The following is a 26068-nucleotide window of genomic DNA, read 5'->3' as shown; positions in this document are numbered from 1 at the left end:
TAAAGCGGCCGTACGCTCGAACTCCCGCCGGAGTAAGGGAAGTCGAGTTCGAATTACGTCACTCGTGCGGGTGGTTCAGGCCGCGGCGGTTGCGGTGAGCCTGCTGACTCGGTCCGCATCGCACGTGCGCGGGCAGGTCACGCAGGCCTCCTCCGGGCGCAGCGTGTAGAACATGCAGCAGCTCGCGCGGTCCCGCGTGGGCAGCAACTCCCCGTCCGGACCCGTCAGTTCGCGGAACGCGGCCTTCCCGACGTACGGCTTGGTGGCGCCGGGCAGCAGCGCCTCCAGGTCGGTCATGGCGCGCCGCTCCTCGCCGAGGAGGTGACCCACGTACCAGAGGGACTCGACGATCTCGTCCGTCGCCATGCCCCACAGGGCGCGTGGGCCGCGTCGCATCCGCGGCCCGAAGCCGGCGAGGACGGGCTGGAGGTGTTCGGCGACGGTCGCGCGGACCTCGGCGTGCAGGGCGTCCTCGTTCGGGACGACGCGGGCGCCGGGCAGGGTCGCCGCCGGGTCGCCGGGGAGGCAGGTGAACTCGGTGACGTGCACGGCGAGCCGGCCGAGCGTGCGCTGGTAGGAGACCTCGGAGGCCGGAAAGCGGGGCACGCGGCGGTGCAGGAACCAGGGGATCGTGATGAGCAGACAGGCGGGCCAGGCGTAGCGGTGCAGGCCGAAGCTGGCGATCACGTCGGGACGGGCGGGGGTGCCGTAGTCCTTGAGTACCTGTGCGTTGTCCCACGCGAGGAAGGCGTCGAGCGCGGCGCCGCCCTCGGCGAGCCGCTCCGCGCGCACCCAGCCGGCACCCTCGGGCAGCGCCTCACCGGCGGGCACCTCGGTGACGCGCAGGCCCGGGAACACCTCGGTGAGGCGGGCGTACGCGGCCGAGACCGCGCTGGGAGGCGCGCCGAGCGCCGACGTGGTGAGGGGCATGCGGGGGCCACCGATTCACGATCGTTTACAGGTAAGCCTTACCTTACCCGAGCGGGGTGGGGTTTGAACTGTCGGCCCGGCCCTCTATCGTTCGTCGTTGAGCTTCGGACAAACGGCAAGGAACGGCGGCGAAGGGGATGACCGGGGTGGAGCGGACGAGGCCACGCGAGGCACGCGACTCCGCCATTGGGGTGCCGGAGCAGCGGTCCACGTCGGCATGGGCGCCGCGGCCCGCCGTTCCCGAGCAGAGCCGTGGTGAGCACACCCACAGCGAGCCGCCCGCGCCGGGAGTCGTCGCGCGCGGGGTGGTCGAGCGGACGTCCGTGCGCGGCCAGGTGCTCGACGCGCTGCGGGCCGCGCTGGTCTCCGGCGACCTCAGGCCCGGCGAGGTGTACTCCGGGCCGGCCCTGGGGGAGCGCTTCGGGGTCTCCGCGACGCCCGTGCGCGAGGCGATGCAGCAGTTGGCCCGGGAAGGTGCGGTCGAGGTCGTGCCCAACCGGGGGTTCCGGGTGACCCGGCGCTCCGACCGGGAGCTGGCCGAGCTCGCTGAGGTGCGGGCGCTCGTCGAGGTGCCGGTGGTGGCGCGGCTCGCCCGTACGGTGGCGCCCGCGCGGTGGGCGGAGTTGCGGCCGCTGGTCCGGGCGACGGTGGCCGCCGCCGCGGTGGGGGATCGGGCGGGTTACGCCGAGGCGGACCGGGCGTTCCATCGGGCGGTGCTCGCGTTCGCGGGGAACGGTCAGGTGGTGCGGGTCGCCGACGAGTTGCATCGGCAGGTGGGGTGGTCGACGTGTGACCTCGTGGTCGATGCGGGGCAGCATGGTGCGTTGCTGGATGCGTTGGAGGCGCAGGACGGTGCGGCGGTGCGTGTGCTGGTGGAGCGGCACATCGCCGGTTGACCGTTCCTCCGCCCCGTTCCTCCGCCCCGGGGCTCCGCCCCGGACCCCGCTCCTCAATCGCCGGAGGGGCTTGATTTGCTCACCCTGCGCCGCCGGCTTCAGGCCGCCGCGGGCAGCACCCCCGCCAACCACGTAGGCACCCCGTCCAGCAAACGGAACAGCCGCGCCGCCTCCGCGCGCAAGCGCGCCTTCGTGTCCGGTTCGGGTTCGGCCTCCGCCAGGGAGGCAAGCGCCGGGGCCGTGCCCACCAGGTAGCCGAGTTCCTCGCGGATGCGCAGGGACTCGGTGAAGCCGTGCCGCGCCTCCTTCAACTCGCCCTCCCGCAGGGCGAGTCCGGCGAGGTGGCGCCAGGTGAAGGAGAGCAGCAGCGCGTCACCGTGCGCCGTGGCGCCCGCGTGGGCCCTGCGGTAGGCGGCGCGGGCGGCCTGCGGGGAGTCCGCCAGGTTCTCCGACATCAAGCCGCGCCGGAAGTCGAGCAGTGCGCGCCGGGGCGTACCCGGAGCGATCAGCGCCGCCGCCCTGCCGAACGCCGAGCGCGCCTCGTCGGACCGGTCCCGCGTCTTCAACAGTGTGGCCTCGTACGCGAGTTGGCCTCGCTCGCACGCCGCGGCACCCCGCTCCTCGTCCGTGTGGGCCAGCGCCTCCGCCGCGCGCAACGCGTCCTCCGCGTCCGCCCACCCCTGCTCCGTATAGAGGCACCGCTCCACCAGGAGTCCCGCCCGCTGCAGGGCCGCACCCGCGTCCGCCTCCGCGTGATGGTCGAGGAGTGCCGCCGCGTCGGCCCAGCAGCCGCGCGAACGCAACCGCCATACCGCGGTCTGGAGTGGATCGTCCGCTGTGTTCGTTCCGGTACCAGACATGGCGGTATGCGCCACATTGCCCTCCCGAGCACGCCATCGAGCCGAGTTGCCGTGGGGCATCTCAGCACGGATCAAGGCGCCCGGCCAAGGGGGTGGGTGAAAGATTTCACAAAGGGATGGGCTTCCCAAGCGCCCCCAAGATCGCTAAGGGGGTGCCCAGGGGGTTGATGTGGCGTCAGCTCATCCGCAGGGCCAGGAAGAAGTCCAACTTGTCCTCCAGGCGCGACAGATCACGACCCGTCAGCTGCTCGATGCGGCCCACGCGGTACCGCAACGTGTTCACGTGCAGGTGCAGCCGGGACGCGCAGCGGGTCCACGAGCCGTCGCAGTCGAGGAACGCCTCAAGCGTCGCGATCAGCTCGGCGCGGTGCTTGTGGTCGTAGTCACGAAGCGGGTCGAGGAGGCGGGCGGTGAACGCCCGGCGCACGTCGTCGGGGACGAAGGGCAGCAGCAGGACGTGGGACGCCAGCTCCTGGTGGCCCGCCGCGCAGACCACGCCCGTGCGGGCGGCCGCCACGCGCCGTGCGTGCCGCGCCTCCTCCAGGGCGCCGCGCAGCCCCTCCGCGGAGTGCACCGCGGCGCTCACGCCGATCGCCAGGCGCCCGTCGTCGGCGAGCCCGGCCGCGAGGGGTTCGCGCACGGCGGTCAGCAGGGTGTCCGCGAGCAGGCCCTGCTCCGAGCCGTCGTGCTCCGCCGCCACGGCGGGCAGCGGCACCAGGGCGATCGCCTCGTCCCCGCTGTGCGCCACGGCGATCCGGTCGGCCGGCTCGGCGGCGTCGGGTCCCGCCGCCGCGTCCGGGGCCAGCAGGATCTCCTCCAGGAGCGACTGGGCCACGGCCCCGCTCTCGGCCTTCTCGCCCTGCGGGTCCGTCCACTCCACGCGGGCCACGACGACCTGCCAGTGCGGGGCCGCGCCGAGCCCCGGCAGCAGCACGGGCGCCGCGACGCGCAGGCGTGCCGCGATCTCCGCGGGGGCCGCGCCCGCCTGCACCAGCTCCAGGACCTCCTGCGCGAGCCTGCGCCGCACCGTGCGCGCCGCGTCCCGCCGCTCGCGCTCCACCGAGATCAGCTGCGTGACGCCCTGGAGCAGGTCGAGCCGCTCCTCCGGCCAGTCGCCCGCGTCCGCCTCGACGGCGAGCAGCCAGTCCGCGAGAACGCTCGCGCGCTGGTCGACGGGGGCGGCGGCCGGTGTGTCCTTCGGCGCCGAGCGGATCGGGAACAGCGAGTACGTGACCCCTTCGACCGTCACCCGGTGCGGGCTGCGCCGCCCCGTGCGCAGGGCCGACAGGTGCTCGGCCGCGAGCCGGGTGCGGATCTGCGGGGGCAGCTCGGGCCCCGCCGCGGCCGAACCGGCGATCGCGCGGCCGGTCGGGGACAGCACCCAGGCCCGCAGGTCCAGGTCGCTGCCGAGCAGGTCGAGGACCACGTCGGGGCCGCCGCCCGCGGGCCCCGAGGTCATCAGGCGCCGGTGCCGGTCGACGACCGCCGCGAGGTCCCCTGCGCGCTCGCCGGAGACCTGCCGTACGACGTGCTCGGTGATCGTCCCGAACGCCACTTGTTGGGCCACCGAGAACAGCGGCACGCGGTGCCGGGCGCAGGCCTCGACGAAGTCCTCGGGGACGTAGCCGAACTCGGCGGTGCCCGCGGCGACGGCGGCGACGCCCGCCGCGGCCATCAGCCGGGCGAAGGGCTCCGAGTCGGCCGGCTCCCGGTGCCAGGCCAGACCCGTGAGGACCAGCTCGCCGCCGGACAGATAGCGGCTGGGGTCCCGCAGGTCCGTCGTCATCACGCCGCGGACGGTGCGGTCGAGCTCCTCCTCGCCGCCGAGGAGCCTGAGGCCCAGCGCGTCCGTGTCCAGCAATGCGCGCAGCCGCATGTCGTCGTCGCCGCCGATCTGTCTCGAAGTCGTACGTGAAGGGAGCCCCGCGGACCTGTGGCCGGGGTTTCCTGGGGAAAACGGTGAGGTTACTGATGTCGCCCGTTCATACGAATCTACAAGACACCCCGGCGGGCCAGCCAACGCGTTCATGTTTTCCGTGACTGACACTGCCGGAGCACAGGCGATGTACTGGGCTCACTCCGCGTGAACAGCACATGAACGAGCCCTCGTGATCCGCACATCCCGTGGCTCGAACGCATCGCATCGACCCGCACGACACGACGCACGAACCACGCACGATCCCTGCCCGATCCACGAACCTCACGGAGAAGAGAGCCGTTATGGACTTCCTTCGCCCCGGCAGCTGGGAGGAGGCGCTCGCCGCGAAGGCCGAGCACCCCACAGCCGTGCCGATCGCAGGCGGCACCGATGTCATGGTCGAGGTCAACTTCGACCACCGCCGCCCCGAGTACCTGCTCGACCTCAACCGCATCGGTGAGCTGAGCGAGTGGGAGGTGGGCGAGGGGGAGAACGACACCGTCCGGCTCGGCGCCTCCGTCCCGTACACCAAGATCATGGAGCACCTGCGCACGGAGCTGCCGGGTCTCGCCCTCGCCTCGCACACCGTGGCCTCGCCGCAGATCCGCAACCGCGGCGGCGTCGGCGGCAACCTCGGCACCGCATCGCCGGCCGGCGACGCCCACCCGGCGCTGCTCGCCTCCGGCGCCGAGGTCGAGGTGGAGTCGGTGCGCGGTTCGCGGCGCATTCCGATCGACGAGTTCTACACGGGGGTCAAGCGCAACGCCCTCGCCGAGGACGAGCTGATCCGCGCCGTGCACATCAAGAAGGCCGGGGGACCGCAGCAGTTCTCCAAGGTCGGCACGCGCAACGCGATGGTGATCGCGGTGTGCGCCTTCGGCCTCGCCCTGCACCCCGAGACCCGGACCGTGCGCACCGGCATCGGCTCGGCGGCGCCCACCCCGGTCCGCGCCAAGGAGGCCGAGGAATTCCTCGCCGCCGCGCTCGAAGAGGGCGGCTTCTGGGACAACGGCAAGATCATCACCCCGTCGGTCGCCAAGCAGTTCGCCGCGCTGTGTTCCGGCGCCTGCAACCCGATCGACGACGTGCGGGGCACCGCCTCGTACCGCCGTCACGCGGTCGGCGTCATGGCGCGCCGCACGCTGACCTGGGCCTGGGAGTCGTACCGCGGCTCGGGCGTTCGCACGGAGGGAGCCGCGTAATGCGCGTCAATTTCACGGTCAACGGCCGCAAGCAGGAAGCCGACGACGTCTGGGAGGGCGAGTCCCTTCTCTACGTCCTGCGCGAGCGGATGGGGCTTCCGGGCTCGAAGAACGCGTGCGAGCAGGGCGAGTGCGGATCGTGCACCGTCCGGCTCGACGGGGTGCCGGTGTGTTCGTGTCTGGTGGCCGCCGGACAGGTCGAGGGCCGCGAGGTCGTCACCGTCGAGGGGCTCGCCGACCACGCCAAGGCCCGCTCCTGCGGCTCCCACGGGGGCGGTACGACGCTCCAGGACGCGCAGGGCTGGTCCGCCAAGGGCACCGACTCGCAGACCGGTGAGGGCGGCGAACTCGCCCCGATCCAGCAGGCGTTCATCGACGCGGGCGCCGTCCAGTGCGGCTTCTGCACGCCGGGTCTGCTCGTCGCCGCCGACGAGATGCTGGAGCAGAACCCGAACCCGTCCGACGCGGACATCCGCGAGGCGCTGTCGGGGAACCTCTGCCGCTGCACCGGCTACGAGAAGATCATGGACGCGGTCCGGCTCGCCGCGGCGCGCCAGACCCAGCCCGAGGGAGTCTGAGCAGCATGGGTACGACAGGAATCCCCGGCAAGGTCACGCAGGGATCGCAGACCAAGGGCGGCATCGGCGAGTCCACGCTCCGCCCTGACGGCACCCTCAAGGTCACCGGCGAGTTCGCGTACTCGTCCGACATGTGGCACGAGGACATGTTGTGGGGCCACATCCTGCGCTCCACCGTCGCGCACGCCGAGATCGTCTCCATCGACACGGCCGAGGCGCTGGCGACTCCCGGCGTCTACGCGGTCCTCACGTACGACGACCTCCCGACCGAGGTGAAGAACTACGGTCTGGAGATCAAGGACACCCCGGTCCTCGCGCACGGCAAGGTCCGCCACCACGGTGAGCCGGTCGCCTGCATCGCGGCCGACCACCCGGAGACCGCGCGGCGCGCCGCCGCCAAGATCAAGGTGGAGTACCGCGAGCTGCCCGTCATCACCGACGAGGCCTCCGCGACCGCCCCGGACGCGGTGCTCGTGCACGAGAACCGCGACGACCACCACATCGGCCACGTCCCGCACCCCAACATCGTGCACCGCCAGCCGATCGTCCGCGGCAACGCCGAAGAGGCCGCCAAGAAGGCCGACTTCACGGTCTCCGGCGAATACACCTTCGGCATGCAGGACCAGGCCTTCCTCGGCCCCGAGTCCGGCCTCGCCGTGCCGGCCGAGGACGGCGGCGTCGACCTCTACGTCGCCACCCAGTGGCTGCACTCCGACCTCGGGCAGATCGCCCCCGTCCTCGGCCTGCCCGAGGACAAGGTGCGGATGACGCTCTCCGGCGTCGGCGGCGCGTTCGGCGGCCGCGAGGACCTGTCGATGCAGATCCACGCGTGCCTGCTCGCGCTGCGCACCGGCAAGCCCGTCAAGATCGTCTACAACCGCTTCGAGTCCTTCTTCGGGCACGTTCACCGCCACCCCGCGAAGCTCTACTACGAGCACGGGGCGACGAAGGACGGCAAGCTCACGCACATGAAGTGCCGCATCGTCCTGGACGGCGGCGCCTACGCCTCGGCCTCCCCGGCCGTCGTCGGCAACGCCTCGTCCCTGGCCGTCGGCCCGTACGTGCTCGACGACGTCGACATCGAGGCCATCGCGCTGTACTCCAACAACCCGCCCTGCGGCGCCATGCGCGGCTTCGGCGCGGTCCAGGCGTGCTTCGCGTACGAGGCGCAGATGGACAAGCTCGCCGACAAGGTGGGCATCGACCGGGTCGAGTTCCGGCAGCTCAACGCCATGGAGCAGGGCACGATCATGCCGACGGGCCAGCCCGTCGACTCGCCCGCCCCGGTCGCCGAACTGCTGCGCCGCGTCAAGGCGATGCCGCTGCCGATGGAGCGCCAGTGGGAGTCCAGCGAGGGCGCCGACGTGCGCCAGCTGCCCGGCGGCCTGTCCAACACCTCGCACGGCGAGGGCGTCGTACGCGGCATCGGCTACGCCGTCGGCATCAAGAACGTCGGCTTCAGCGAAGGCTTTGACGACTACTCGACCGCCCGTGTGCGTATGGAGGTTGTGGGCGGCGAGCCCGTGGCCACCGTGCACACCGCGATGGCCGAGGTCGGCCAGGGCGGCGTCACAGTCCACGCGCAGATCGCGCGCACCGAGCTGGGCGTCGCGCAGGTGACCATTCACCCCGCCAACACCCAGGTGGGCTCGGCCGGTTCGACCTCCGCGTCCCGCCAGACCTACGTCACCGGCGGCGCCGTCAAGAACGCCTGCGAGCTGGTGCGCGAGAAGGTCCTGGACCTCGGCCGCCGCAAGCTGGGCACCTACCACCCGGCGTGGGCCACCGCCGAACTCCTCCTGGAGGGCGGCAAGGTCGTCACCGACGGCGGCGAGGTCCTCGCCGACCTCGTCGAGGTCCTGGAGGGCGAGTCCGTCGAGGTCGAGGAGGAGTGGCGGCACCGCCCCACCGAGGCCTTCGACCTGCGCACCGGGCAGGGCAACGGGCACGTGCAGTACTCCTTCGCCGCCCACCGCGCCGTCGTCGAGGTCGACACCGAGCTCGGCCTCGTCAAGGTCGTCGAGCTGGCCTGCGCCCAGGACGTCGGCAAGGCGCTCAACCCGCTGTCCGTGATCGGCCAGATCCAGGGCGGCACCACGCAGGGCCTCGGCGTCGCGGTGATGGAGGAGATCGTCGTCGACCCGAAGACCGCCAAGGTCAGGAACCCGTCCTTCACGGACTACCTGATCCCCACGATTCTCGACACGCCGACCATCCCGGTCGACGTGCTCGAACTCGCCGACGACCACGCCCCGTACGGGCTGCGCGGCATCGGCGAGGCACCGACCCTGTCGTCGACCCCGGCCGTCCTCGCGGCGATCCGGAACGCGACGGGCCTGGAGCTCGACCGGACCCCGGTCCGGCCCGAGCACCTGACGGGAACGGGCCCCCAGGCCTAGCCCCGCCTCCCCGCGCGGGGTGACGGCCGCTTCGTCGAGGCACCGTCACCCCGCCGCACTCCTCTGCGTCTCGGGCCGTCCCCCGGGTCGTGCAGCCATCCCAAAACCCGTGCTCCGTGAGGCAGTTCACGGGTGCCCCTATGAACCTTGGGAAACGAGGCACCATGACCCAGCAGTCCGTGGAGCCGAAGACCACCGCAGACGACGCGGGCGCGGGCTCGCGTCAGCCCGCCGGCAGGTCTTGGCTCGACCGTTACTTCCACATATCCGACAGAGGGTCGACGTTCGCGCGCGAGGTGCGCGGCGGCATCACCACCTTCATGGCGATGTGTTACATCCTCCTGCTCAACCCGCTGCTGCTCGGCGGCCCCGACGCGGCGGGCAACAAGCTCAGCCACGCCGGACTCATCACCGCGACCGCGCTCGCCGCGGCGGTCTGCACCCTCCTGATGGGCTTCCTCGGCAAGGTGCCGCTGGCGCTCGCCGCAGGCCTGTCCGTCTCCGGCGTGCTCGCCACCCAGGTGGCGCCCAACATGACGTGGCCGCAGGCCATGGGCATGTGCGTGATGTACGGCGTCGTGATCGTGCTGCTCGTCGTCACCGGGCTTCGCGAGATCATCATGAACGCGATCCCGCTCGCCCTGAAGCACGGCATCACCATCGGCATCGGCATGTTCATCGCCCTGATCGGCCTGGTCAACGCCGGGTTCGTGGGCAAGGGCGCCCCGGTGACCCTGGGGACCGGCGGACAGCTCAAGGGCTGGCCGGTGCTGCTCTTCGCGGTGACCCTGCTCCTGATCTTCATGCTCCAGGCCCGCAACATCCCCGGCGCGATCCTCATCGGCATCGTCGTCGGCACGATCCTCGCCGTCATCGTCAACGCGGTCTTCGACCTCAGCCCGAAGGTCTGGGGCGGCAGCCCGCCCGAGCTGACCGGCAGCGCCGTCTCCATGCCCGACTTCTCGCTCTTCGGACACGTCGAGTTCGGCGGCTGGGACTCCATCGGCGGCATGACCGTCGGCATGATCGTGTTCACGCTCGTGCTCGCCGGCTTCTTCGACGCGATGGCCACCATCATCGGCGTCGGCACCGAGGCCAAGCTCGCCGACGACAAGGGCCGGATGCCCGGCCTGTCCAAGGCGCTGTTCATCGACGGCGCGGGCGGCGCGATCGGCGGTGTGGCGGGCGCCTCCGGGCAGACCGTCTTCATCGAGTCCGCCACGGGCGTCGGCGAGGGCGCGCGCACCGGCCTGTCGTCCGTCGTCACCGGCTTCCTCTTCGCGCTCGGCCTGTTCTTCACGCCGCTCGCGCAGATCGTGCCCGGCCAGGTCGCCGCCGCCGCGCTCGTCGTCATCGGCGCGATGATGATGCAGAACGCGCGGCACGTGGACTGGTCCGACCGGGCCGTGGCCGTGCCGGTGTTCCTGACCGTGGCGCTGATGCCGTTCACGTACTCCATCACCGCGGGGGTCGGCGCCGGAGTGATCGCCTACACGGCGATCAAGGCGGCGCAGGGGAAGTTCCGCGAGATCGGCGCCTTCATGTGGGTGCTGACGCTCGTCTTCCTCGTGTACTTCGGCCTGCACCCGATCGAGAGCTGGATGGGCGTCAAGTAGCCCTTCCGGCCGGACCGTTCCCTGAACCGTTAAGGAGACCGAGACATGCTGGACATCGCCGATGAGCTGTACCGGTGGGTCGAGCAGGGACGCGACTTCGCCGTGGCCACCGTGGTGGCCGTCGGCGGCAGCGCGCCCCGGCAACCGGGCGCGGCCCTCGCCGTCGACGGCGAGGGCACCGCGATCGGATCGGTCTCCGGCGGGTGCGTGGAGGGCGCGGTGTACGAGCTGTGCGCCCAGGCCCTGGAGGACGGGGAAACGGTCCTCGAACGGTTCGGCTACAGCGACGACGACGCCTTCGCCGTGGGGCTCACCTGCGGTGGCGTCATCGACATCCTCGTCACCCCGGTACGGGCGTCCGACACGGCCGTACGAGAGGTGCTCGCGCGGGCGCTCGGCGCCGCCGCCACGGGGGAGGCGGCGGCGCTCGCGCGCATCGTGTCGGGCCCCGCGGAGCTGCGGGGGCGGGCGCTGCTGGTCCGCCCCGACGGCTCGCACGAGGGCGGGTTCGGGGCCCATCCCGAGCTCGACCGCACCGTGGCGGGGGAGGCGGCGGCCTTCCTCGACGCGGGGCGCACGGGCACCCTTGAGATCGGTGAGCAGGGCTCGCGGTGCGGGTCCCCGCTCACCGTCCTGGTCGAGTCGTCGGTGCCGGCCCCGCGGATGATCGTGTTCGGCGCGATCGACTTCGCGTCCGCGCTGGTGCGGATGGGCAAGTTCCTCGGCTACCGCGTCACCGTGTGCGACGCGCGTCCGGTGTTCGCGACGGCCGCGCGGTTCCCCGACGCCGACGAGATCGTCGTCGAGTGGCCGCACGAGTACCTGGAGCGGACCGAGGTCGACGGCCGGACCGTGCTGTGCGTCCTCACCCACGACGCCAAGTTCGACGTGCCGCTGCTGCGGCTCGCGCTGCGGCTCCCGGTGGCGTACGTGGGCGCGATGGGCTCGCGCCGCACGCACCTCGACCGCAACGAGCGGCTGCGTGAAGTCGGGGTCACCGAGCTTGAGTTGGCGCGCCTGCGGTCCCCGATCGGGCTCGACCTGGGGGCCCGTACGCCGGAGGAGGTGGCGGTGTCCATCGCCTCCCAGATCGTGGCGGACCGCCGGGGCGGCACGGGCGTGTCCCTGACGGGCGCCCACACCCCGATCCACCACGAGCCGGGGTCCACACGACGGATCGACTCGGTGGCCTGAGCCACGAGAGTCTTTCTCCCCCCACCCGCCCCTTCCCGAATGTCCTGCCGGACGGGCCTGCTCAATCGCCGCAGGGGCTCATCAGAGCCCCTGCGGCGATTGAGCAGCGGGGTCCTGGGCGGAGCTCCGTGGCGTAGGGACGGGTGACGTCAACGTGCCGAGGGCGCGGCGTGCTTGACGTACCGGAGGGCTCGGTCGACTCTCTGTGGGAGCGCTCCCGCAAGGCCGACCGTCACCCGCTCGACCGGACCCCAGGAGTCACCGTGCGAAGACCTCTCAGCCGCGCCGCAGCCGCGGCCGCCGCCACGCTCACCCTCCTCCTCGCCGCACCCCAGGCCCTCGCCGCCGAACCGGCGGCGGAGACCGGGCACGGCACCGGGCTCTACACGCCCGACCCCAACCCGGACGCCGTCCGGCAGATCGCGGGCCTCGTCAAGGCGGGCCAGTACCGCGACGCCGCCCGGATCACCGCGATGATCGCCACCCCGCAGGCCGTCTGGTTCGGCGACCAGAGCCCGGCCGAGGTCGAGAAGCTCGCCCGCGACGTCGTCAGGGACGCCGACCGGCGCGCCGACCTCCCGGTGTTCGCGCTCTACAACATCCCGGGCCGCGACTGCTCCAACTACTCCGCGGGCGGCGCCGCCACCACCGCCGAGTACGAGGCCTGGATCGACGCCGTCGCCCGCGGCATCGGCTCCCGCGACGCCATGGTCGTCCTCGAACCCGACGCGCTGGCCCTGCTGCCCGCCGACTGCGGCCAGGACGACGCCCAGGGCACCAGGACCGCCGCGCGCTACACCGAGGTCAACTACGCGGTCGACCACCTGGAACCGCTGCGCGGCACCCGTGTCTACCTCGACACCGGCCACCCCGGCTGGCACAGCGTCAACTCCATCGTGCCGCGCCTGATCAAGGGCGGCGTCGGGGACGCGGCCGGCTTCTACACCAACGCCTCCAACTACTTCACCGACGACGCCAACTCCTGGTACGGGAAGCTGATCTCGTCCTGCGTCGCGTACGTCGAGAAGTCGTCCGGGGACGCGGCCGACTGCCCGAACCAGTGGACGCCGCGCGCCGAGGCGCAGACCTGGATCGACGCCCACGTACGGGTCCCGGCCTCCCGGATGCCGCACTTCGTGACGGACTCCAGCCGCAACGGCCAGGGCACCTGGACCCCGCCCGCGGGCAAGTACACCGACGCCCAGGACTGGTGCAACCCGCCGGACCGCGGCCTCGGCGCCCGCCCGACCCTGCGCACCGGCGATGCCTTGCAGGACGCCCGCCTGTGGATCAAGACGCCGGGGGAGTCGGACGGCCTGTGCCTGCGCGGCACCGCGGGCCCCGAGGACCCGGAGCGCGGCATGGTCGACCCGAGGGCGGGCGACTGGTTCCCGCAGCAGGCGCTCGAACTGGTGCGGTACGCCAACCCGCCGCTGCGGCCCGGGAAGTGACGCCGGGCCGGTCACGGCCGGTGCGGTGACGTTTCTCCGGGGGCGTCGTCCGCGGCGACATCGGCCTCGGTGACCTCGGAGACGGTGGCCTTGTCCTCGGCGTCGTACAGCAGCCCGTCCACCGCCCGGCCGAACACCCATCGCCCCGCCGCCGCGACCACCCGGTCCGCGGCGCGGGGCACCCCGCGCACCCGCAGCTCCTCGCGCCACTCGACGCGCGAGCCGCCGTCGCCGAGGGCCCGCACCTCGAACTCGGCCCAGCCGGTGACGACCCGGCCGCGCTTCTCCATCCGGCAGCGGCGCGGCGGTTGCCAGGCGACGACCTCCATCGGGTCGTCGAAGCCCCACTTCCCGACACCGGTGCGCGCCACGAACACCGTGCCCGCCGCGTCCGGCGGCGGGGTCCGCACCGTGACACGGGTGAGCGGCACGGAGTCGCCGTGCCGCTCCCAGTCGGTCAGCCTCGCCCACGCCTCGGCGGCGCGCAGCGACGTGTCACGGACGATGCTGATATGGGCGCTCATGTCGCGATGGTAGGCACACGTCCGGGTGCGGGGTCCGTGCCGGGGCTCGGGCGGCGTGTCGCGCGGGGCCCAACTGGAGGCCCCGCGCGCTCAGTTGCCGCCTCCCAGGCCGGTCAGGCCGCCTTGTAGGCCGCGGCCAGCTTCTTCAGCGCCCCCTTGTAGTCGCCGGTGAGGGCGAGGTGCTCGGCCTCGGCGAACGGCTTGGCCCACGCCGCCGTCACTGTGCCGCCCGCCTTCTGCTGGACCCTGAGCCGCTCCTTGGCCACCAGGGCCTGCCCGCCGCTCTCCTTGCCGGCGGCCTTGGTCGTGAGCCCGTAGCCGTACGGGAACTGCGGATCGTACGAGGCGTCGCCGACGTTGATGGGCAGCTGGGCCTCGGACTTCGGCCAGGTCACCGGGAGCTGTCCGGTGAAGGGCCGCTTGCCGTAGAGGACGTCGGCCACGCCGTCGCCCTCCGTGCCCGGCAGCCAGGACGCGACGAGCCCGTCGATGTCGCCCAGCCGGTCGCCGATCAGCTGCGGCCGCCCGGAGACCACGAGCACCACGCACTTCATGGCGCCGCAGACCTTGTCCACCGCCGCCTTGTCGGCCGCGGACAGCTCCAGGTCGTGCCCGTTGCCGACATCGCCGACGCCCTCCGCGTACGGGGTCTCGCCGACGACGACCACGCCGACGTCGTAGCCGGAGGTCGGCGCCGAGGCGTCCTTCGAGTAGTCGACCTTCGCGCCGGGTGCGGCCTTCTTCATCGCCTGGAGGACCGTGGTGCCGTCCGTGATCTTTCCGGACGAGCCCTGCCAGGTGACGGTCCAGCCACCGGCCTGATTGCCGATGTCGTCGGCGTTGGACCCGGCGACGTACACCTTCTGGGAGCGCTTCAGGGGCAGCACGTTCCCGTCGTTCTTCAGGAGCACCTGCGACTTGGCCGCCGCCTCGCGGGCCACGGCGCGGTGGGCGGCGCCGCCGATCTCGTCGGCGTTCGAGGTGTCCGCGTAGGGCTTCTCGAAGAGGCCGAGCTTGAACTTCTGCGTGAGGATGCGGGAGACCGCGTCGTCCACGCGCTTCTCGGACACCCGGCCCGAGGTGGCCTCGGCGAGCAGGGTCTTCTCGAAGTCGGCGTAGGCGTTCGGCACCATGATCATGTCGAGGCCCGCGTTGATCGACGTACGGACGTCGGAGGCGTAGTCGCCGGGGATCTGGTCGATGCCCGCGTAGTCGCTGATCACGAAGCCCTCGAAGCCGAGCTTGTCCTTCAGCTCGCCATTGATCATCGCCGCGTTGGCGTGCATCTTCACGGGGCCCTCGGCGTCGCCGATGATGTCGAGCGAGGAGTACGAGGGCATGACCGTGCCCACCCCGCGCTTCACCGCGTCGCCGAAGGGCGCCAGGTGCACGGCCTCCAGTTCCTGCTTCGTCACCTTCGTGACGCCCTGGTCGATGGTGTACGAGCCGGTGGTGGAGGAGCCGTATTCGGTGCCGCCGTCGCCGACGAAGTGCTTGGCGGTGGCGAGGACCTTGTCCTTCCGGTCGAGGTCGGCGCCGTTCGCGCGGCCCTGGAAGCCCTTGATCACGGTCTCCATGGACTCGACGAGGGCCGGGTCCTCACCGAAGGCCTCGTAGGAGCGGCCCCAGCGCTCGTCGCGCGAGACGCACAGGCAGGGTGCGAAGTCCCACGGGACGCCGGTCGCGCGCACCTCGGATGCGGTCACCGCCCCGGTCTTCTCCGCGATATGAGGGTCGCGGGTCGCGCCGATGCCGATGTTGTGCGGCATGATCGTGGCGCCCACGACGTTGTTGTGGCCGTGCACCGCGTCCACGCCGTAGATCAACGGGATCTGGAACCGCGTTGCCTGCGCCTGGAGTTGGTAGCCGTCGATCATCCTGGCCCAGCCCTCGGGCGTGTTCGGCGTCGGCACGGAGCCGCCGCCGGAGAGCAGCGAGCCGAGGTGGTGGCTCGCGATGTCGCCCGGTGACTTCAGCGCCGCGCGCTCGGCCTGCGTCATCTGGCCGACCTTCTCCTCAAGGGACATCCGCGAGACGAGGTCGGCGACCCGCTTCTTGACCGGGGTCTTGGTGTCGAGGTACGGCAGTCCGTGCGCGTCGATGACGACCTGCGGGGACTCGGCGGGCGGCCTGGCTCCCGTGACGGTCAGCTTCAGCGGGATGGTCTCGGCGGTCTCGGCCTTGGTGGAGTCCTTGCTGGTGGCGACCCTGACGGTCTTCGCCGCGCCGGACGCGGTGCCGGCCGGGAAGGTGACCTTGCCGGCGACCGGGGTGTAGTCCTTGCCCGCTTCGGCGGTGCCGCCCCCGGTGGCGTACTCGATGGTGACGGGGTCCTCGATCGGCACGTTCCCGGTGGTGGTGACCGACAGCTTCACCGTCGCCGAGCCGCCCTCCTTCACCGGGTACACGGAGGCGTCCGTCGACACCTGCGCGCGCAGCGACTGATCGGCCCTGCCGTACAACTCCACGCCGTCCATGGCGAATTGGCTCTTGGTGCCGGTGGGCAGCGTGACCGCGTAGCCCCACATCTCGTCGAGCCCGAGGACGTGGTCGATGCCGCCGACGGGCTGGTAGTCCGTGCGGTACTCGAACCGCGTGAACGGCAGCTCGACCTGCTTCCATCCGGTGAAGTCGTCGGTGAACGACGTCGTCCACAGCTCGGAGGCCTCGCCGTGCGCGCCGCCGTCCTTGATCTCGAAGTTCTGCTCGCGGCCCGAGGCGTCGCCGTACCACCAGAAGCGGATGCCCTTGTGGGCCGACCAGTCGTGGGCCGGCTTGTCGGCCGCGTAGTCGTGGCTGAAGCCGCCGTAGCCGCTGATGTCGTAGGCGCCTTCGAGGACCTTGGCGCCCTCGGGGGCGTCCGCGCGCTCCTTGAGTTCGAGCTTCGGGTTGTCGTCGGTGTCGCCACCCCAGGTGAAGATGCCTTCGGCGGGCTGCGTCGCGAAGGGCACCTCACCCTCGAAGCGGTCGACGGGGGTGGGTGCGGGGTCGTCGGCGGCGGAGGCGGCCGTGGTGCCGGTCAGCGGCAGCAGGCCCGCCGCGAGCGCCGACACGGCGAGCAGGGCCGCGCGTCTCCTGCGGCTTCTGCGGCCCGATCTGGTGGTGGATCCGGTGTGACGCAAGGTTCCCTCCCGGTGGTCCCGTTGCGGGTGCTTGTGGTGCGTCGTGCCGTTTCTGAATTCAAGCCTTGAGTTAAAGGGGGCCGGGTGGGGCCGTCAAGAGTTCGGAACGTAAAGGGAGTTGGGGCGCGGCGCCGCCGGGTTGGCCACTTGTGACCGATTGACAGGCGGGGTCCCGCCCCCGATCGTTTGCTTCGGGGTGCGACACCTGACGGTTGGGGGACCGCGATGAGGTGGCAGGGGGGCGCGTCGTCCGGCGACGCGGAACGGCAGGGGAGCGGCGGGTTCGGGCCGCCTCCGCAGATGCCACCGATGCCGCCGGGGCCACCGGCGCCACCGATACCGCCCGGGGCGCCGGCGGCCGGGCCGCCCGCCACCTTCGGGCCCCCGCAGGAAGTCGCGTTCGGGCCGCCCGGCCGACCCGCCGACCGGCCGCCCGCCGGGCCCGCGGATCCGGCGCGCGCTGCCGCGGCGGGGCTGCTCAACCTCAGCGGACTCGGCCTGGGGTACGTCCTCGTACGCCGCCGCCTGCTCGCCCTGCTGTGCGTCGCCGCCACGGCCGCCCTGCTCACCCTCGCGCTGCCCGCCGACCCCGACGGGGTGCCCGGATGGGCGTTGATCGGGTACGCGGCGCTGCTGCTCGTCGCGGTGGCCGACGGCGCGCGGCGCGGGCTGCGTGCGCCCTCAAGTTCCGTACAGATCAAGCCCGTTGTGGCGATCCTGCTCGGTGTCGCGCTGCTCGCCGTGCCCGCCGGGGGAGCCTTCGCGTACGGCGGGCTGCGCGACGACGCCGTCGAGGAGATGCTGCTCGACCGGCTCGACAGCGCCGACGCCCTCGTGAAGAAGGCCTCGGCCCGCGACTTCGCCGAGGCGCGCGCCGACTACCGCACGGCGCTCGGCCGCTACCGCGACCTCGCCGAGGACCACCCGGACTCCCGGGCCGCCCACCGCGTGCCCGACAGCCTCGACGCCTACTACAAGGCGGTCTCCGCGCCGTACGCCGACGGTGCGCACTGCGCCGCCGTCGCACCCCTCGAACACCTGCGGACGGTGCCGGGCTCCATCGACCGCACCGTCCTCGGCCCCCTCGCGACCTGGCCCGACAAGCCCCTTGCGGCCTCGCTCCTGAAGTGCGGCACGGGACGACTCGGCACCGCAGAGTCCGACGGCCGCGGCGGCGAACTGGGCCAACTCCTGCGCACGTTCCCCGAGTCGGCGCAGGCCCGACAGGTGGAGCCCGCCGTGCGCGCGGCCGTCGAACGGCGCGCGGGCGCGCTGAAGGGCGGCGACCCGTGCGCCGCCACCCGGGCACTGCGCCGCATCGGCGACACCGCGAAGCGGCTGCCCGCGCCCGCACCCGCGCATCTGCGCGACCGGGTCGGGACGGCCGTGGAGGACGGGGCGTACGCCTGCGGCATCGACCAGTTCGAGGACAAGCGGTTCGGCGCCGCGCGCACCTCGCTGACCGACTTCGCGCGCACGTACAAGAACGACAAGCGGCGGGCCCGCGCCCAACAGGTCGCCACCGCCGCCGAGATCGCCCAGCTGCGGCCCGCCGCGGGCGACCGGCTGCCGCCCAAGGGCACGCCGGGCGGCTCCCGCATGGATATGGTGATCAGCAACGACGGCCCCGACCCGGTCGAGGTCCTCTACACGGGGCCGGTCACCGGCCGGATCACCATTGCCGCCTGCGCATCGTGCAAGACGTATCCGACGGAGGCGGCGGGCCGCGGCAAGGCGTGCAAGGCGAGCGGCAAGAGCTACCCGAAGAAGACGCTGCGGCTGCCCGCGGGCACGTACCACTTCCTGCACAAGCCGGGCGGCCGCGACGCGACGGCGAGCGGACGCGCGGCGGGCGGCCGGGTCCAGCCCGGATACTCGTACACACAGTGCAGTTACGTGGTCGGAAGCGAACTGGGCCAGGATCTGTGATGCCCGGCGCGGCGCGGGTTGGCGCGGGTCACAGGCCGCGCGTGAACGGATCGGACTCGACCGCCATCAGACCGCCGAACGGGCCGTCGAGCTGGTAGATCAGCAGCACGGTGAACGTGATCAGCGCGGACAGCCCCATCACCATCACGACGTGGGTGACGCTGCGCTGCACCCCGAACATGAACATGAAGGCGACCGTCAGCACGCCCCCGACGATCAGGCCGAACCAGATCACCGGTGAGAGCCGCTCGCCGGCATCCGACTCCCGGCCCCTGCGGGCCTCGTCGAGCACGCTCAGCTGTGCCAACGTCTCCTGCACGGTCGCCTGTTGGGAGGGTGTGGCGTCGTTCGGCACCCGGCTCGCGGCGCGCACGTCGGCCAGAAGGTGCCAGCCCGACGAACCCGGCGGGCGGCCCTCGGTCATGGCCGGCCACTCGGTGTCGGCGACGTGCGCCATGTACCGCTCGATGTCCGTGCGCACCTGCGCTCCCTGAGCCGGCGTCAGACCGTCGGCCAGCATGTGGATCTGGTGGGCGGCGCTCGCCTCGGTGGCGGTGTGGTCCTCGGCGCCCGAGCGGGTGTCCCAGACCGATACGAGGGCGAGGCCGAGCACCAGGGCGTAGAGGACACCGACCATCATCGAGATGTACTCGGCGACGTCCTCACGGGGTTCGGCGTCCGGGCCGAGCGGCCAGAACCGGTGTTTGACGAGGACGATCGCGGCGGCGAGCAGGGCGACGCCGAGGACGATGGCCAGACTTGCGATCATTTCGGGAGTCCGCTCCGATGCGGTCAGTGTCTACGGGCGGAACCGAGCACGGCGGCCGCGAGCGCGGCGGGCAGCAGCACGAGGAACAGCGCCGCCGCGAAGCCGAGACCGGTGGGCCGGCCGTCGTCGCGGAGGAACCGGCCGAGCAGCGGGCGCTGTTGGGGTTCTTGAGCATGATTCCGCTGTTGTTGTCGGTGCTGTTGTTGCTGTCGCTGTTGTGCGTCGGGTCGGGCTTCGGGGCGCTCGGGTTGGCCGGGACGTACGGGGAGCTCCCGCGGCGCGGGCTCCTGACCGGGCGGGGCGATGCCCGGCGGTGGTGGCACCCGCAGCAGCAGGAGAGCCGGCGCGGGCGGCGGCAGCGGCGGCGCGGCGGGCGGCTGGGCCGCACCCGGTGGTTCACCGGGCGGCTTCGGCGACGCCGGGACGGTCGGCCGGGGCGCGGCCGCCGCCGGAAGCACGAGGCGGGCCGAGGCGTGTGCCGACAGCCGGGGCGGCGGCACCTCCTCGCCGCGCGTGCCGATGGTGCGGAGCTGGTCGCTGCCCTGGGCGAGGCCACGGCCCGTGTACGTACCGGGAGCGCGCCGCACCTCCCCGGCGCACTCGGCCGTGGCACCGGGCGCGAGGCGCGGCACGACCGGGCGGCCCCGCGCGCAGTCGATGCGGTCGGGGGCGAACCCCGGGTCGGTGACGCGGATGTCGCGCAGGGGCCGGTTGCCGGGGTTGGTGACGGTGTAGGTGACGCGGGCCCGGCCCGGACCCGTCGGCCGCGCCGACTGAGCGAGCGTCAGGGCCGCGCCGACGCCCGCGTACCCGGAGCGCGCGGTCGCCTGCACGACAGCGCGCAGATACGGCTGGCGCCCGGCGGCCCGCACCTCGCCGACCCACCGGCCGGGGCGGGCGGGCCCGGTCGCCGTGCAGCGTGCCGACCGGGTCCCGATGAGCAGCGGCACCCGGTCGCTGCCGCCGGGGCAGCGGATCCGGGCGCCCGGCATCGACGGGTCACGCACCCGCACGTCGTGCAGGTCGGCGCTGCCCCGGTTGATCAGCCGGTACGAGACGACGACCTCGCCGCCGCTGCGGATGCCGGGGCGCAGCGCGTCGGTTCCGGGGCGGGAGTTCACGGTGACGGCGAGCGCCAGCCCGTGCGTCCCCGCGCCGTCGGCGGCCGAGGGGGCCGCCGCGGGCCAGCAACAGAGGGCGAGGCAGAGCGCGGCGAGCAGCCGCGGCGCCGTGCGGCCGCGCGCCCGGCGCGTTTCCATGGGCAGTCGTCGAGTCATCCTTCCGGCAAACCTCCCGATGATCACACCGGCATGCTGGTCGCCGGGCCCGCCCTGCGGCGGCCCGGCGCGCGCACACGCTCGGTGATTCACCCGGGCGGCTCCCGTCCCCGCCGGACCGCTGTGGCCTGCGGTGATGCGTGCGGCTCCGGGTATCGGACGCGCGGCGGGCACGTTCCGTGACTCACCCGATCGGTCGCAGCGGTCCTGCCGGGCGGGGGCGGTCCGGGTCTACTGCTGATGAGTGGCGGGCCGGCCCCGCCGAGGCGTTCCAGGGACGAGGTGGCCGGAATGGCAGTCGAGACAGTCCACACGCGTGACACTGCGAAGACCGCTCACACGTCGCCGTCGCCATCGCCACGGGCGGCGGACCGGACCGACGCCGAACTGCTCGTCGCGGCGTCCGTGCTGCTCGCCGACGCGGCGCTCGCCGCGCGCCGGACCGGCGCGGGGCTGACCGCCGCGGGCTCGAGCTGGCGGGTGGGACTCCAAGCGCTGCGCCGGCCGACCTGGGCGTTCGGCGCAGCCCTGACGGCGGCCCGCGCGGTCACGAACCCGGCCGGGCTCGGCTTCGCCGCCAACGGCGGCGTCGTCGGCGAGGCCGTCCGCTCACTGGGGGCCGTCGCCCGCCGCAGGCCCGCCGCCGTGGCGATGGCCGTCGACGCGTTCGCGCTGCGCATCGAGGCAGCGGCCCGCGAGCACCCGAACCTGGCCGCGCCGCTCGCCAAGCGCCTCACCGACGCGGTGATCGCGGGCCGCAGGTTCGAAGCGCTGCGCGCCGCAAGGGAGTTGGTCGACCTGTTCGGCGTCACCCGCACCCTCACCACGTTCAGCCCGGTGATCATGGAGTTGCTCGCCCTCCAGGGACTCCTCGACGAGAACCCGGCCAACGACTCCTTCTCCTGGGTCACCCTGGCCGGCGGAGTGCCCGGCACCGACCCGTTCCTCGGCCTGCCTGCCGGGCTGATCCGGCACCTGAACCCGGGCCCGGGCCGGGCCGAGCGCGTCGAGCCCGACGCGATGCTCGCCCGCGTCCTGTCCCGCTCCGGCAACGACATCGTCCGCTACATCGACGACATCTCCGCGCTCGGCAACCACGGCCTCGCCCTGCTGCGCCGCATCGACTGCGCCGACGGCGCCCAGCGGCACGTTCTGCTGCTGCCCGGCACCAGCTTCGGGCGCCTGCGCAACGGCACCCCGCAGGACCTGGTCGGCGCGTTCGACGCCGCGCTGTGCACCGACACCACGTACACCCGCGCGGTCAAGGAACTGCTGGTGCGCGCGGGTGTGCCCAGCGGCTCCGAGCTGATGATCGTGGGCCACAGCCTCGGCGGGATCACCGCCATGAACCTCGCCTGCGACCTCGACGTCGTGTCGACGTACCAGCTCACGCATGTGATCACCGTCGGCTCGCCCATCGACAACAAGCGCCCGCTCGATCCCGCGGTCCAGATCGTCAGCCTCGTCAACAAGCACGACGTGATCCCGGGGCTCGACGGGCGCGGGCCCGCCTCCGCCTACGAGGTCCCCGCCAGTTGGCTCGAACTCGCCTGGCTCGACGAGACGTACGACTACCCGCTCTCGCACGCCCCGCAGGCCTACGCCGCCACCCTCAGTGGCGACGACCTTCCGCACCGCGCCCGCGTCAACGCGCTGATCACCGCGTACGACGGCGAGATCGTCGGCAATCAGCCGTACCAACTCCTCGACAAGTGAAGCCGAGCGACGACCACCGAAGGGCAGGAGACCGGCGATGACCGCCATGAACGCCATGAACGCCACGGGTACCGATACAGACACCGGCACCGCCCCTGATCGGCCCGCGACGGCCTGGCCGCTGGAGAACGTCCTGGTCAGTGCCGCGCTCGCCGCCCAGCGTGTCTCCTGGATCGACGCGCCGGCCCGGGCCTTCGGCCTCAAGCCGTTCACCCGGCGGGAGTTGACCCGGCAGGTGCTCGCCCAGGTGCGGAGGGCCAGGTCGGGGCGGCCGACGCGGATGGCCACGGCGTTCGGCGCCTTCCTGATGCCGTTCTCCGGCGCGGACGCCGACGGCCTGGTGCGGCGGGGCGAGGAGGCGGGAGCGCTCGGCACCGTCCACGTCCTCGATGCCGAGGGCCGCCGCACGATCCTGATACCGCACGTGGCGCCGCCGCCGACCCTCGACCCGGTGGCCGTGCGCTCCGCCGCCACCGCGGCGGCCGCCGAACTGCTCGCCGCGCGACAGCCGGACGGCTCCTTCGACCGGGACGGGTGGAAGGACGCCGCCCGACGGCTCGCGCGAGTCCTCGTCCTCGGCGCAGAGGCCGCGCAGGACACCCTCGTCAGCGAGATCCTCCAGGCCGTGACCCGCTCCGCGAACCCGGCCGAGCACGAGGCCCGCGGCGCCGCGCTGAACCGGCGCATCGACCCGTACGTGCCCGAGCGCGCGGACGCCGGGACGGCACGGGACTACCTGGCACACGCGCTGGACGTGGTCACCCGCGCCCTCACCGAGGTCGCGCCGGAGGCCTTCGCGCTGCTCGCGGAGGCGCCGCCGCTGCCCGCCGGGGAGCGCGCGGAGCGGAGCGTGGCTGAGGCGCTGCGCCGCCGCCCGCCGCTGCCCGCCACCGTGCACGCGGTCGTCGAGCCGTTCCGGTGGCAGGACCTGACGGTCGGGGCGGGCACCGAGATCCTGTGCGCGACCGCGTGGCTGCGCGATCTGGACGAGGGGTCGGCCCCGGACCCCACGGACCCGCTGGATGGCCCTGCGCCGGACCTGTCGGCGGAGCTGTGCGCCGCCCGCGTCCCGTGCGCCGCCGCCGATCTGGGCGCACTCGCCGCCGCCGAACTCGTCCGCGCCCTCGCCGCCGCGGCGGACAGGGACGTGCCCACCGACGTCGGCACGCGCGAGACGCCGCACGCCGCGCGGACGAGCCCCGTCATGGGCGCGGGCCCGGCCCACTACGCCGCGCTCGCCGCCGCCGGCGCCCGGAGCCTGGAGGAGCACGCGCGCCGCCTGGCCGACTGCGCCCAGCAGCCCGGCTGGAACCACGACGCCTTCGGTGAACGCTGCCGGATGACCCTGCTCGCGCACGCGGAGCGCTGCGCCACGGCGGCCTCCGACGCCCGCAGGGCCGCGGAGTGGCTCACCAACTGAGCTGTCCTGTACGGGTGTTGGCCTACCAGAACGGCGTCGTCCGGCGCCCGAGGTCCCGGTCCACCATCGCCTGCACCGTGAACCACGCCTCGTCGCACAGCCGCCGCGCCGCGGCCGAACGCTCGGCGTACGTGTCGGCGGCGGCCGGGGCCGGGATCGGCTCGCCGACCGTGACCAGCCACTTCGCCGGCAGCGGCAGCGGCGTGGTCACGGGGAAGTAGGGCAGCCCGAACCGCCGGGCGAGCGAGCCGATCTCACCGAGCTTCGGGAACGTCTCCTCCGCCCCCACGATGGACACCGGCACCACCGGCGCCCCGGTGAGTACGGCGGTGGCGGCGAACCCGGGGTTGAAGGGGCGCAGCCGGTACCGCAGGGAGAAGTCCTTGCCGACGCCGGCCATGCCTTCGGGGAACACGCCGACCAGTTCGCCCCGCGCCAGCCGGTCGCGGCCGAGCGTGGGGTCGTCGCTGAAGACGCCGTGCCGGCGCGCGTAGGCGGCGAGCGCCGGAAGCCGGAAGACGAGCTTGTCGGCGTAGAGGTGCACGGGCCGGGGCAGCGCGCGGCGCAGGATCTTGTTGAGCACGATGCCGTCGAAGCCCCAGGCGCCGGAGTGGTTGGCGGTCAGGATCGCGGGGCCCGTCGATGGAATGCGGTCGATGCCCGTTGTCTCGACGCGCAGATAGCCGTCGGTCAGCCAATCGAGGACGTCGTCCACATTGCTCTCAAGATTGCTCACAAGGTCCCACTTTGTGCTGAAAACCGCAGTTCGCAAGAGTAAGGGTCCTAATGGGGTGGTCTATTTCAGGCCATGACCACTCCCGCATCCCCAGAGACCACCGCGACCCCCGACCTGATCACCGGCATGCTCGTCGACAAGTTCGAGGTCGACCGTGCCGCCGTCGCCTCGGACGCCTTGATGACCGACCTGCTCGTCGACTCGCTGATGGCCGTGGAGCTGGCCGTCACGCTCAAGGACGAGCTCGGGGTGGCCGTCACCGAGGACGAGCTGCGCGAGCTGTCCTTCGCCGAGTTCAGCTCCCGTGTCGACGCGAGGCGCGGACGGTGAGTGCCGTCCTGGTGACCGGGCTCGGCCTGGTCACCGCGGCGGGCCGGGACGCCGACAGCACCTGGGCCGCCGTGCGCGCGGGGCAGGCCACCGCCCGCCCCGACCCGACGCTCGCGGAGCTTCCGGTGAGCCTGAGCTGCCGGGTCGACGGCGCCGCCGAACTGCCCGCACGCCCGCGCGGCGTCGCGCACGTCGACCCCGCCGCGCGCATGGCGCTGACCGCCGTCGGCGAGGCCCTCGACCGGGCCAAGCTCGACCCCGCCGAATGGGACGGCTCGCGCGTCGCCGTGGTCACCGGCACGTCCGTGGGCGGCGAGCACACCAGGAACACCGCGGCCGAACGGTTGGTGAGCGGCGGGGCGACCAGCGTCTCCGCGTACTTCCTCACCGGCTTCCTGCCCAACATGGTGGGCGCCACCATCGCGCTCCACCTGGGCGTCACCGGGCCCACCCTGCCCGTCACGACGGCGTGCGCCGCGGGGAGCACCGCGCTCGGCGCCGCGCGGCAGCTGCTGATCACCGGGCAGTGCGACATCGCGGTGGTGTGCGGCGTGGACGCGGCGGTCCTGCCGCTGTTCGTCGCCGGATTCGGCCAGCTCGGGGCGCTGTCCGACCGCCGCTCCTGCCCCTTCGACGCCGACCGGGACGGCTTCGTCATCGCGGAGGGGGCCGGCGCCCTCGTCCTGGAGCGGGCCGAGCACGCCGCCGCCCGCTCGGCGCCCCGTCTCGCGTCCTTCGTCGGCTACGGCGCCACCACCGACGCCCACCACCTGGTCGCCCCGCACCCCGAGGGCCGCGAGGCCGAACGTGCCGTGCGGGCCGCGCTCGCCGAGGCCGGCGCCGCGCCCGGTGACGTCGACCACATCAACGCGCACGGCACCTCGACCCCGCGCGGCGACGCCATGGAGGCGGCCCTCTTCGGCCGCGTCTTCCCGCACCGGCCGCCCGTCACCTCCGCGAAGGGCGCGCTCGGGCACACCCTCGGCGCGGCGGGCGCGATCGAGGCGGCGCTCACGGTGCTCGCGCTGCGGGACGACGTGGTGCCGCCTACCGCCGGACTCACCCGGCTCGACCCGGCGTTCGACATCGACGTCGTCGCGGGCACCGCCCGGCAGCAGTCCACGACCCTCGCCCTCAGCACCTCCTTCGGGTTCGGCGGACACAATGCCGCCGTCCTCTTGACCCCCGCTTGACCTGCGTA

19 protein-coding genes and 1 pseudogene are annotated in these 26068 nt (G+C 73.0%); 12 read left to right on the top strand and 8 right to left on the bottom strand.

Annotated elements, in window-relative coordinates; all coding sequences use genetic code 11:
* Nucleotides 1-75: 75 nt before the first annotated feature.
* The gene (locus ACIA8D_RS25085; protein WP_399235629.1) at nucleotides 76-930 is read right to left on the bottom strand and encodes a (2Fe-2S)-binding protein; all 855 of its coding nucleotides are present in this window, start codon (nucleotides 928-930) and stop codon (nucleotides 76-78) included.
* A 137-nt stretch (nucleotides 931-1067) separates the two neighbouring features.
* On the opposite strand from ACIA8D_RS25085, the gene ACIA8D_RS25080 reads away from it, so the two are divergent.
* Entirely contained in the window at nucleotides 1068-1826 is a 759-nt protein-coding gene (locus tag ACIA8D_RS25080; protein WP_399235627.1) for a GntR family transcriptional regulator, read from the top strand.
* Between the two features lie 98 nt (nucleotides 1827-1924).
* On the opposite strand, the gene ACIA8D_RS25075 is transcribed toward ACIA8D_RS25080, so the two are convergent.
* Both ACIA8D_RS25075 and ACIA8D_RS25070 read right to left on the bottom strand, forming a co-directional pair.
* Nucleotides 1925-2701 carry a hypothetical protein gene (locus tag ACIA8D_RS25075; protein ID WP_399235626.1) on the bottom strand — a complete coding sequence of 259 codons (777 nt, stop codon included), beginning with the start codon at nucleotides 2699-2701 and terminating at the stop codon, nucleotides 1925-1927.
* Nucleotides 2702-2861: 160 nt separating this feature from the next.
* Complete coding sequence (locus tag ACIA8D_RS25070) at nucleotides 2862-4562, bottom strand: PucR family transcriptional regulator (RefSeq protein WP_399235624.1); 1701 nt, start codon at nucleotides 4560-4562, stop codon at nucleotides 2862-2864.
* Nucleotides 4563-4906: 344 nt separating this feature from the next.
* Here ACIA8D_RS25070 and ACIA8D_RS25065 point away from each other — a divergent pair, with 344 nt between their 5' ends.
* The 6 genes from ACIA8D_RS25065 (at nucleotide 4907) to ACIA8D_RS25040 (ending at nucleotide 13044) form a co-directional block, all read left to right on the top strand.
* Nucleotides 4907-5806, top strand: coding sequence for an FAD binding domain-containing protein (locus ACIA8D_RS25065; protein WP_399235623.1), 900 nt, complete (start codon nucleotides 4907-4909; stop codon nucleotides 5804-5806).
* Nucleotides 5806-6384, top strand: coding sequence for a (2Fe-2S)-binding protein (locus tag ACIA8D_RS25060; protein ID WP_385762095.1), 579 nt, complete (start codon nucleotides 5806-5808; stop codon nucleotides 6382-6384). Before ACIA8D_RS25065 ends, ACIA8D_RS25060 begins: the two co-directional genes overlap by 1 nt.
* A 5-nt stretch (nucleotides 6385-6389) precedes the next feature.
* Nucleotides 6390-8783, top strand: coding sequence for a xanthine dehydrogenase family protein molybdopterin-binding subunit (locus ACIA8D_RS25055; RefSeq protein ID WP_399235621.1), 2394 nt, complete (start codon nucleotides 6390-6392; stop codon nucleotides 8781-8783).
* A gap of 164 nt (nucleotides 8784-8947) precedes the next feature.
* The gene (locus ACIA8D_RS25050) at nucleotides 8948-10399 is read left to right on the top strand and encodes an NCS2 family permease (protein WP_399235618.1); all 1452 of its coding nucleotides are present in this window, start codon (nucleotides 8948-8950) and stop codon (nucleotides 10397-10399) included.
* Between the two features lie 45 nt (nucleotides 10400-10444).
* The gene (locus tag ACIA8D_RS25045) at nucleotides 10445-11593 is read left to right on the top strand and encodes an XdhC family protein (RefSeq protein WP_399235616.1); all 1149 of its coding nucleotides are present in this window, start codon (nucleotides 10445-10447) and stop codon (nucleotides 11591-11593) included.
* Between the two features lie 263 nt (nucleotides 11594-11856).
* Nucleotides 11857-13044, top strand: a complete 1188-nt coding sequence (locus ACIA8D_RS25040) for a glycoside hydrolase family 6 protein (RefSeq protein WP_399235614.1) — start codon at nucleotides 11857-11859, stop codon at nucleotides 13042-13044.
* Nucleotides 13045-13151: 107 nt separating this feature from the next.
* Here ACIA8D_RS25040 and ACIA8D_RS25035 read toward each other — a convergent pair.
* Together ACIA8D_RS25035 and ACIA8D_RS25030 are read right to left on the bottom strand one after the other, a co-directional pair.
* Nucleotides 13152-13568: pseudogene (locus ACIA8D_RS25035) on the bottom strand (SRPBCC family protein); the annotation flags it as partial.
* 113 nt (nucleotides 13569-13681) lie between these two features.
* Nucleotides 13682-16690 (bottom strand): glycoside hydrolase family 3 protein, encoded by a 3009-nt coding sequence (locus tag ACIA8D_RS25030; protein WP_399235611.1) that lies wholly within the window; start codon nucleotides 16688-16690, stop codon nucleotides 13682-13684.
* A 309-nt stretch (nucleotides 16691-16999) separates the two neighbouring features.
* Between ACIA8D_RS25030 and ACIA8D_RS25025 the strand changes: the two genes are divergently transcribed.
* The gene (locus ACIA8D_RS25025; protein WP_399235609.1) at nucleotides 17000-18619 is read left to right on the top strand and encodes a hypothetical protein; all 1620 of its coding nucleotides are present in this window, start codon (nucleotides 17000-17002) and stop codon (nucleotides 18617-18619) included.
* Nucleotides 18620-18647: 28 nt separating this feature from the next.
* Here ACIA8D_RS25025 and ACIA8D_RS25020 read toward each other — a convergent pair whose 3' ends face one another.
* Both ACIA8D_RS25020 and ACIA8D_RS25015 read right to left on the bottom strand, forming a co-directional pair.
* Complete coding sequence (locus ACIA8D_RS25020; RefSeq protein ID WP_399235607.1) at nucleotides 18648-19388, bottom strand: hypothetical protein; 741 nt, start codon at nucleotides 19386-19388, stop codon at nucleotides 18648-18650.
* Between the two features lie 23 nt (nucleotides 19389-19411).
* Nucleotides 19412-20665, bottom strand: coding sequence for a hypothetical protein (locus tag ACIA8D_RS25015; protein ID WP_399235604.1), 1254 nt, complete (start codon nucleotides 20663-20665; stop codon nucleotides 19412-19414).
* A gap of 291 nt (nucleotides 20666-20956) precedes the next feature.
* On the opposite strand from ACIA8D_RS25015, the gene ACIA8D_RS25010 reads away from it, so the two are divergent.
* Both ACIA8D_RS25010 and ACIA8D_RS25005 read left to right on the top strand, forming a co-directional pair.
* On the top strand, nucleotides 20957-22381 hold the full coding sequence (locus ACIA8D_RS25010) for a hypothetical protein (protein WP_399235602.1): 1425 nt from the start codon (nucleotides 20957-20959) through the stop codon (nucleotides 22379-22381).
* A gap of 37 nt (nucleotides 22382-22418) precedes the next feature.
* Nucleotides 22419-23801 (top strand): hypothetical protein, encoded by a 1383-nt coding sequence (locus ACIA8D_RS25005; protein WP_399235600.1) that lies wholly within the window; start codon nucleotides 22419-22421, stop codon nucleotides 23799-23801.
* 22 nt (nucleotides 23802-23823) lie between these two features.
* On the opposite strand, the gene ACIA8D_RS25000 is transcribed toward ACIA8D_RS25005, so the two are convergent.
* Complete coding sequence (locus tag ACIA8D_RS25000; RefSeq protein ID WP_399235598.1) at nucleotides 23824-24537, bottom strand: 1-acyl-sn-glycerol-3-phosphate acyltransferase; 714 nt, start codon at nucleotides 24535-24537, stop codon at nucleotides 23824-23826.
* Nucleotides 24538-24609: 72 nt separating this feature from the next.
* Here ACIA8D_RS25000 and ACIA8D_RS24995 point away from each other — a divergent pair, with 72 nt between their 5' ends.
* Nucleotides 24610-24867 (top strand): acyl carrier protein, encoded by a 258-nt coding sequence (locus ACIA8D_RS24995; RefSeq protein ID WP_399235595.1) that lies wholly within the window; start codon nucleotides 24610-24612, stop codon nucleotides 24865-24867.
* On the top strand, nucleotides 24864-26060 hold the full coding sequence (locus ACIA8D_RS24990) for a beta-ketoacyl-[acyl-carrier-protein] synthase family protein (RefSeq protein ID WP_399235593.1): 1197 nt from the start codon (nucleotides 24864-24866) through the stop codon (nucleotides 26058-26060). The genes ACIA8D_RS24995 and ACIA8D_RS24990 overlap by 4 nt, the downstream gene beginning before the upstream one ends.
* The last annotated feature ends 8 nt before the right edge of the window (nucleotides 26061-26068 follow it).

The sequence above is a fragment of the Streptomyces sp. NPDC051684 genome (assembly GCF_044453445.1).
Lineage (GTDB): Bacteria > Actinomycetota > Actinomycetes > Streptomycetales > Streptomycetaceae > Streptomyces.
The sequence above is the reverse complement of the archived record's forward strand: the minus strand, read 5'-3'. Positions and strand labels throughout refer to the sequence as shown.

What these genes read in the sequence shown, in the direction of transcription:
- ACIA8D_RS25065 (WP_399235623.1), top strand. Translation starts at nt 4,907, where the DNA reads ATGGACTTCCTTCGCCCCGGCAGCTGGGAGGAGGCGCTCGCCGCGAAG.
- ACIA8D_RS25060 (WP_385762095.1), top strand. Translation starts at nt 5,806, where the DNA reads ATGCGCGTCAATTTCACGGTCAACGGCCGCAAGCAGGAAGCCGACGAC.
- ACIA8D_RS25025 (WP_399235609.1), top strand. Translation starts at nt 17,000, where the DNA reads ATGCCGCCGGGGCCACCGGCGCCACCGATACCGCCCGGGGCGCCGGCG.
- ACIA8D_RS25055 (WP_399235621.1), top strand. Translation starts at nt 6,390, where the DNA reads ATGGGTACGACAGGAATCCCCGGCAAGGTCACGCAGGGATCGCAGACC.
- ACIA8D_RS25005 (WP_399235600.1), top strand. Translation starts at nt 22,419, where the DNA reads ATGACCGCCATGAACGCCATGAACGCCACGGGTACCGATACAGACACC.
- ACIA8D_RS25045 (WP_399235616.1), top strand. Translation starts at nt 10,445, where the DNA reads ATGCTGGACATCGCCGATGAGCTGTACCGGTGGGTCGAGCAGGGACGC.
- ACIA8D_RS25010 (WP_399235602.1), top strand. Translation starts at nt 20,957, where the DNA reads ATGGCAGTCGAGACAGTCCACACGCGTGACACTGCGAAGACCGCTCAC.
- ACIA8D_RS25050 (WP_399235618.1), top strand. Translation starts at nt 8,948, where the DNA reads ATGACCCAGCAGTCCGTGGAGCCGAAGACCACCGCAGACGACGCGGGC.
- ACIA8D_RS25015 (WP_399235604.1), bottom strand. Translation starts at nt 20,665, where the DNA reads ATGACTCGACGACTGCCCATGGAAACGCGCCGGGCGCGCGGCCGCACG.
- ACIA8D_RS25070 (WP_399235624.1), bottom strand. Translation starts at nt 4,562, where the DNA reads ATGCGGCTGCGCGCATTGCTGGACACGGACGCGCTGGGCCTCAGGCTC.
- ACIA8D_RS25020 (WP_399235607.1), bottom strand. Translation starts at nt 19,388, where the DNA reads ATGATCGCAAGTCTGGCCATCGTCCTCGGCGTCGCCCTGCTCGCCGCC.
- ACIA8D_RS25085 (WP_399235629.1), bottom strand. Translation starts at nt 930, where the DNA reads ATGCCCCTCACCACGTCGGCGCTCGGCGCGCCTCCCAGCGCGGTCTCG.
- ACIA8D_RS24995 (WP_399235595.1), top strand. Translation starts at nt 24,610, where the DNA reads ATGACCACTCCCGCATCCCCAGAGACCACCGCGACCCCCGACCTGATC.
- ACIA8D_RS25080 (WP_399235627.1), top strand. Translation starts at nt 1,068, where the DNA reads ATGACCGGGGTGGAGCGGACGAGGCCACGCGAGGCACGCGACTCCGCC.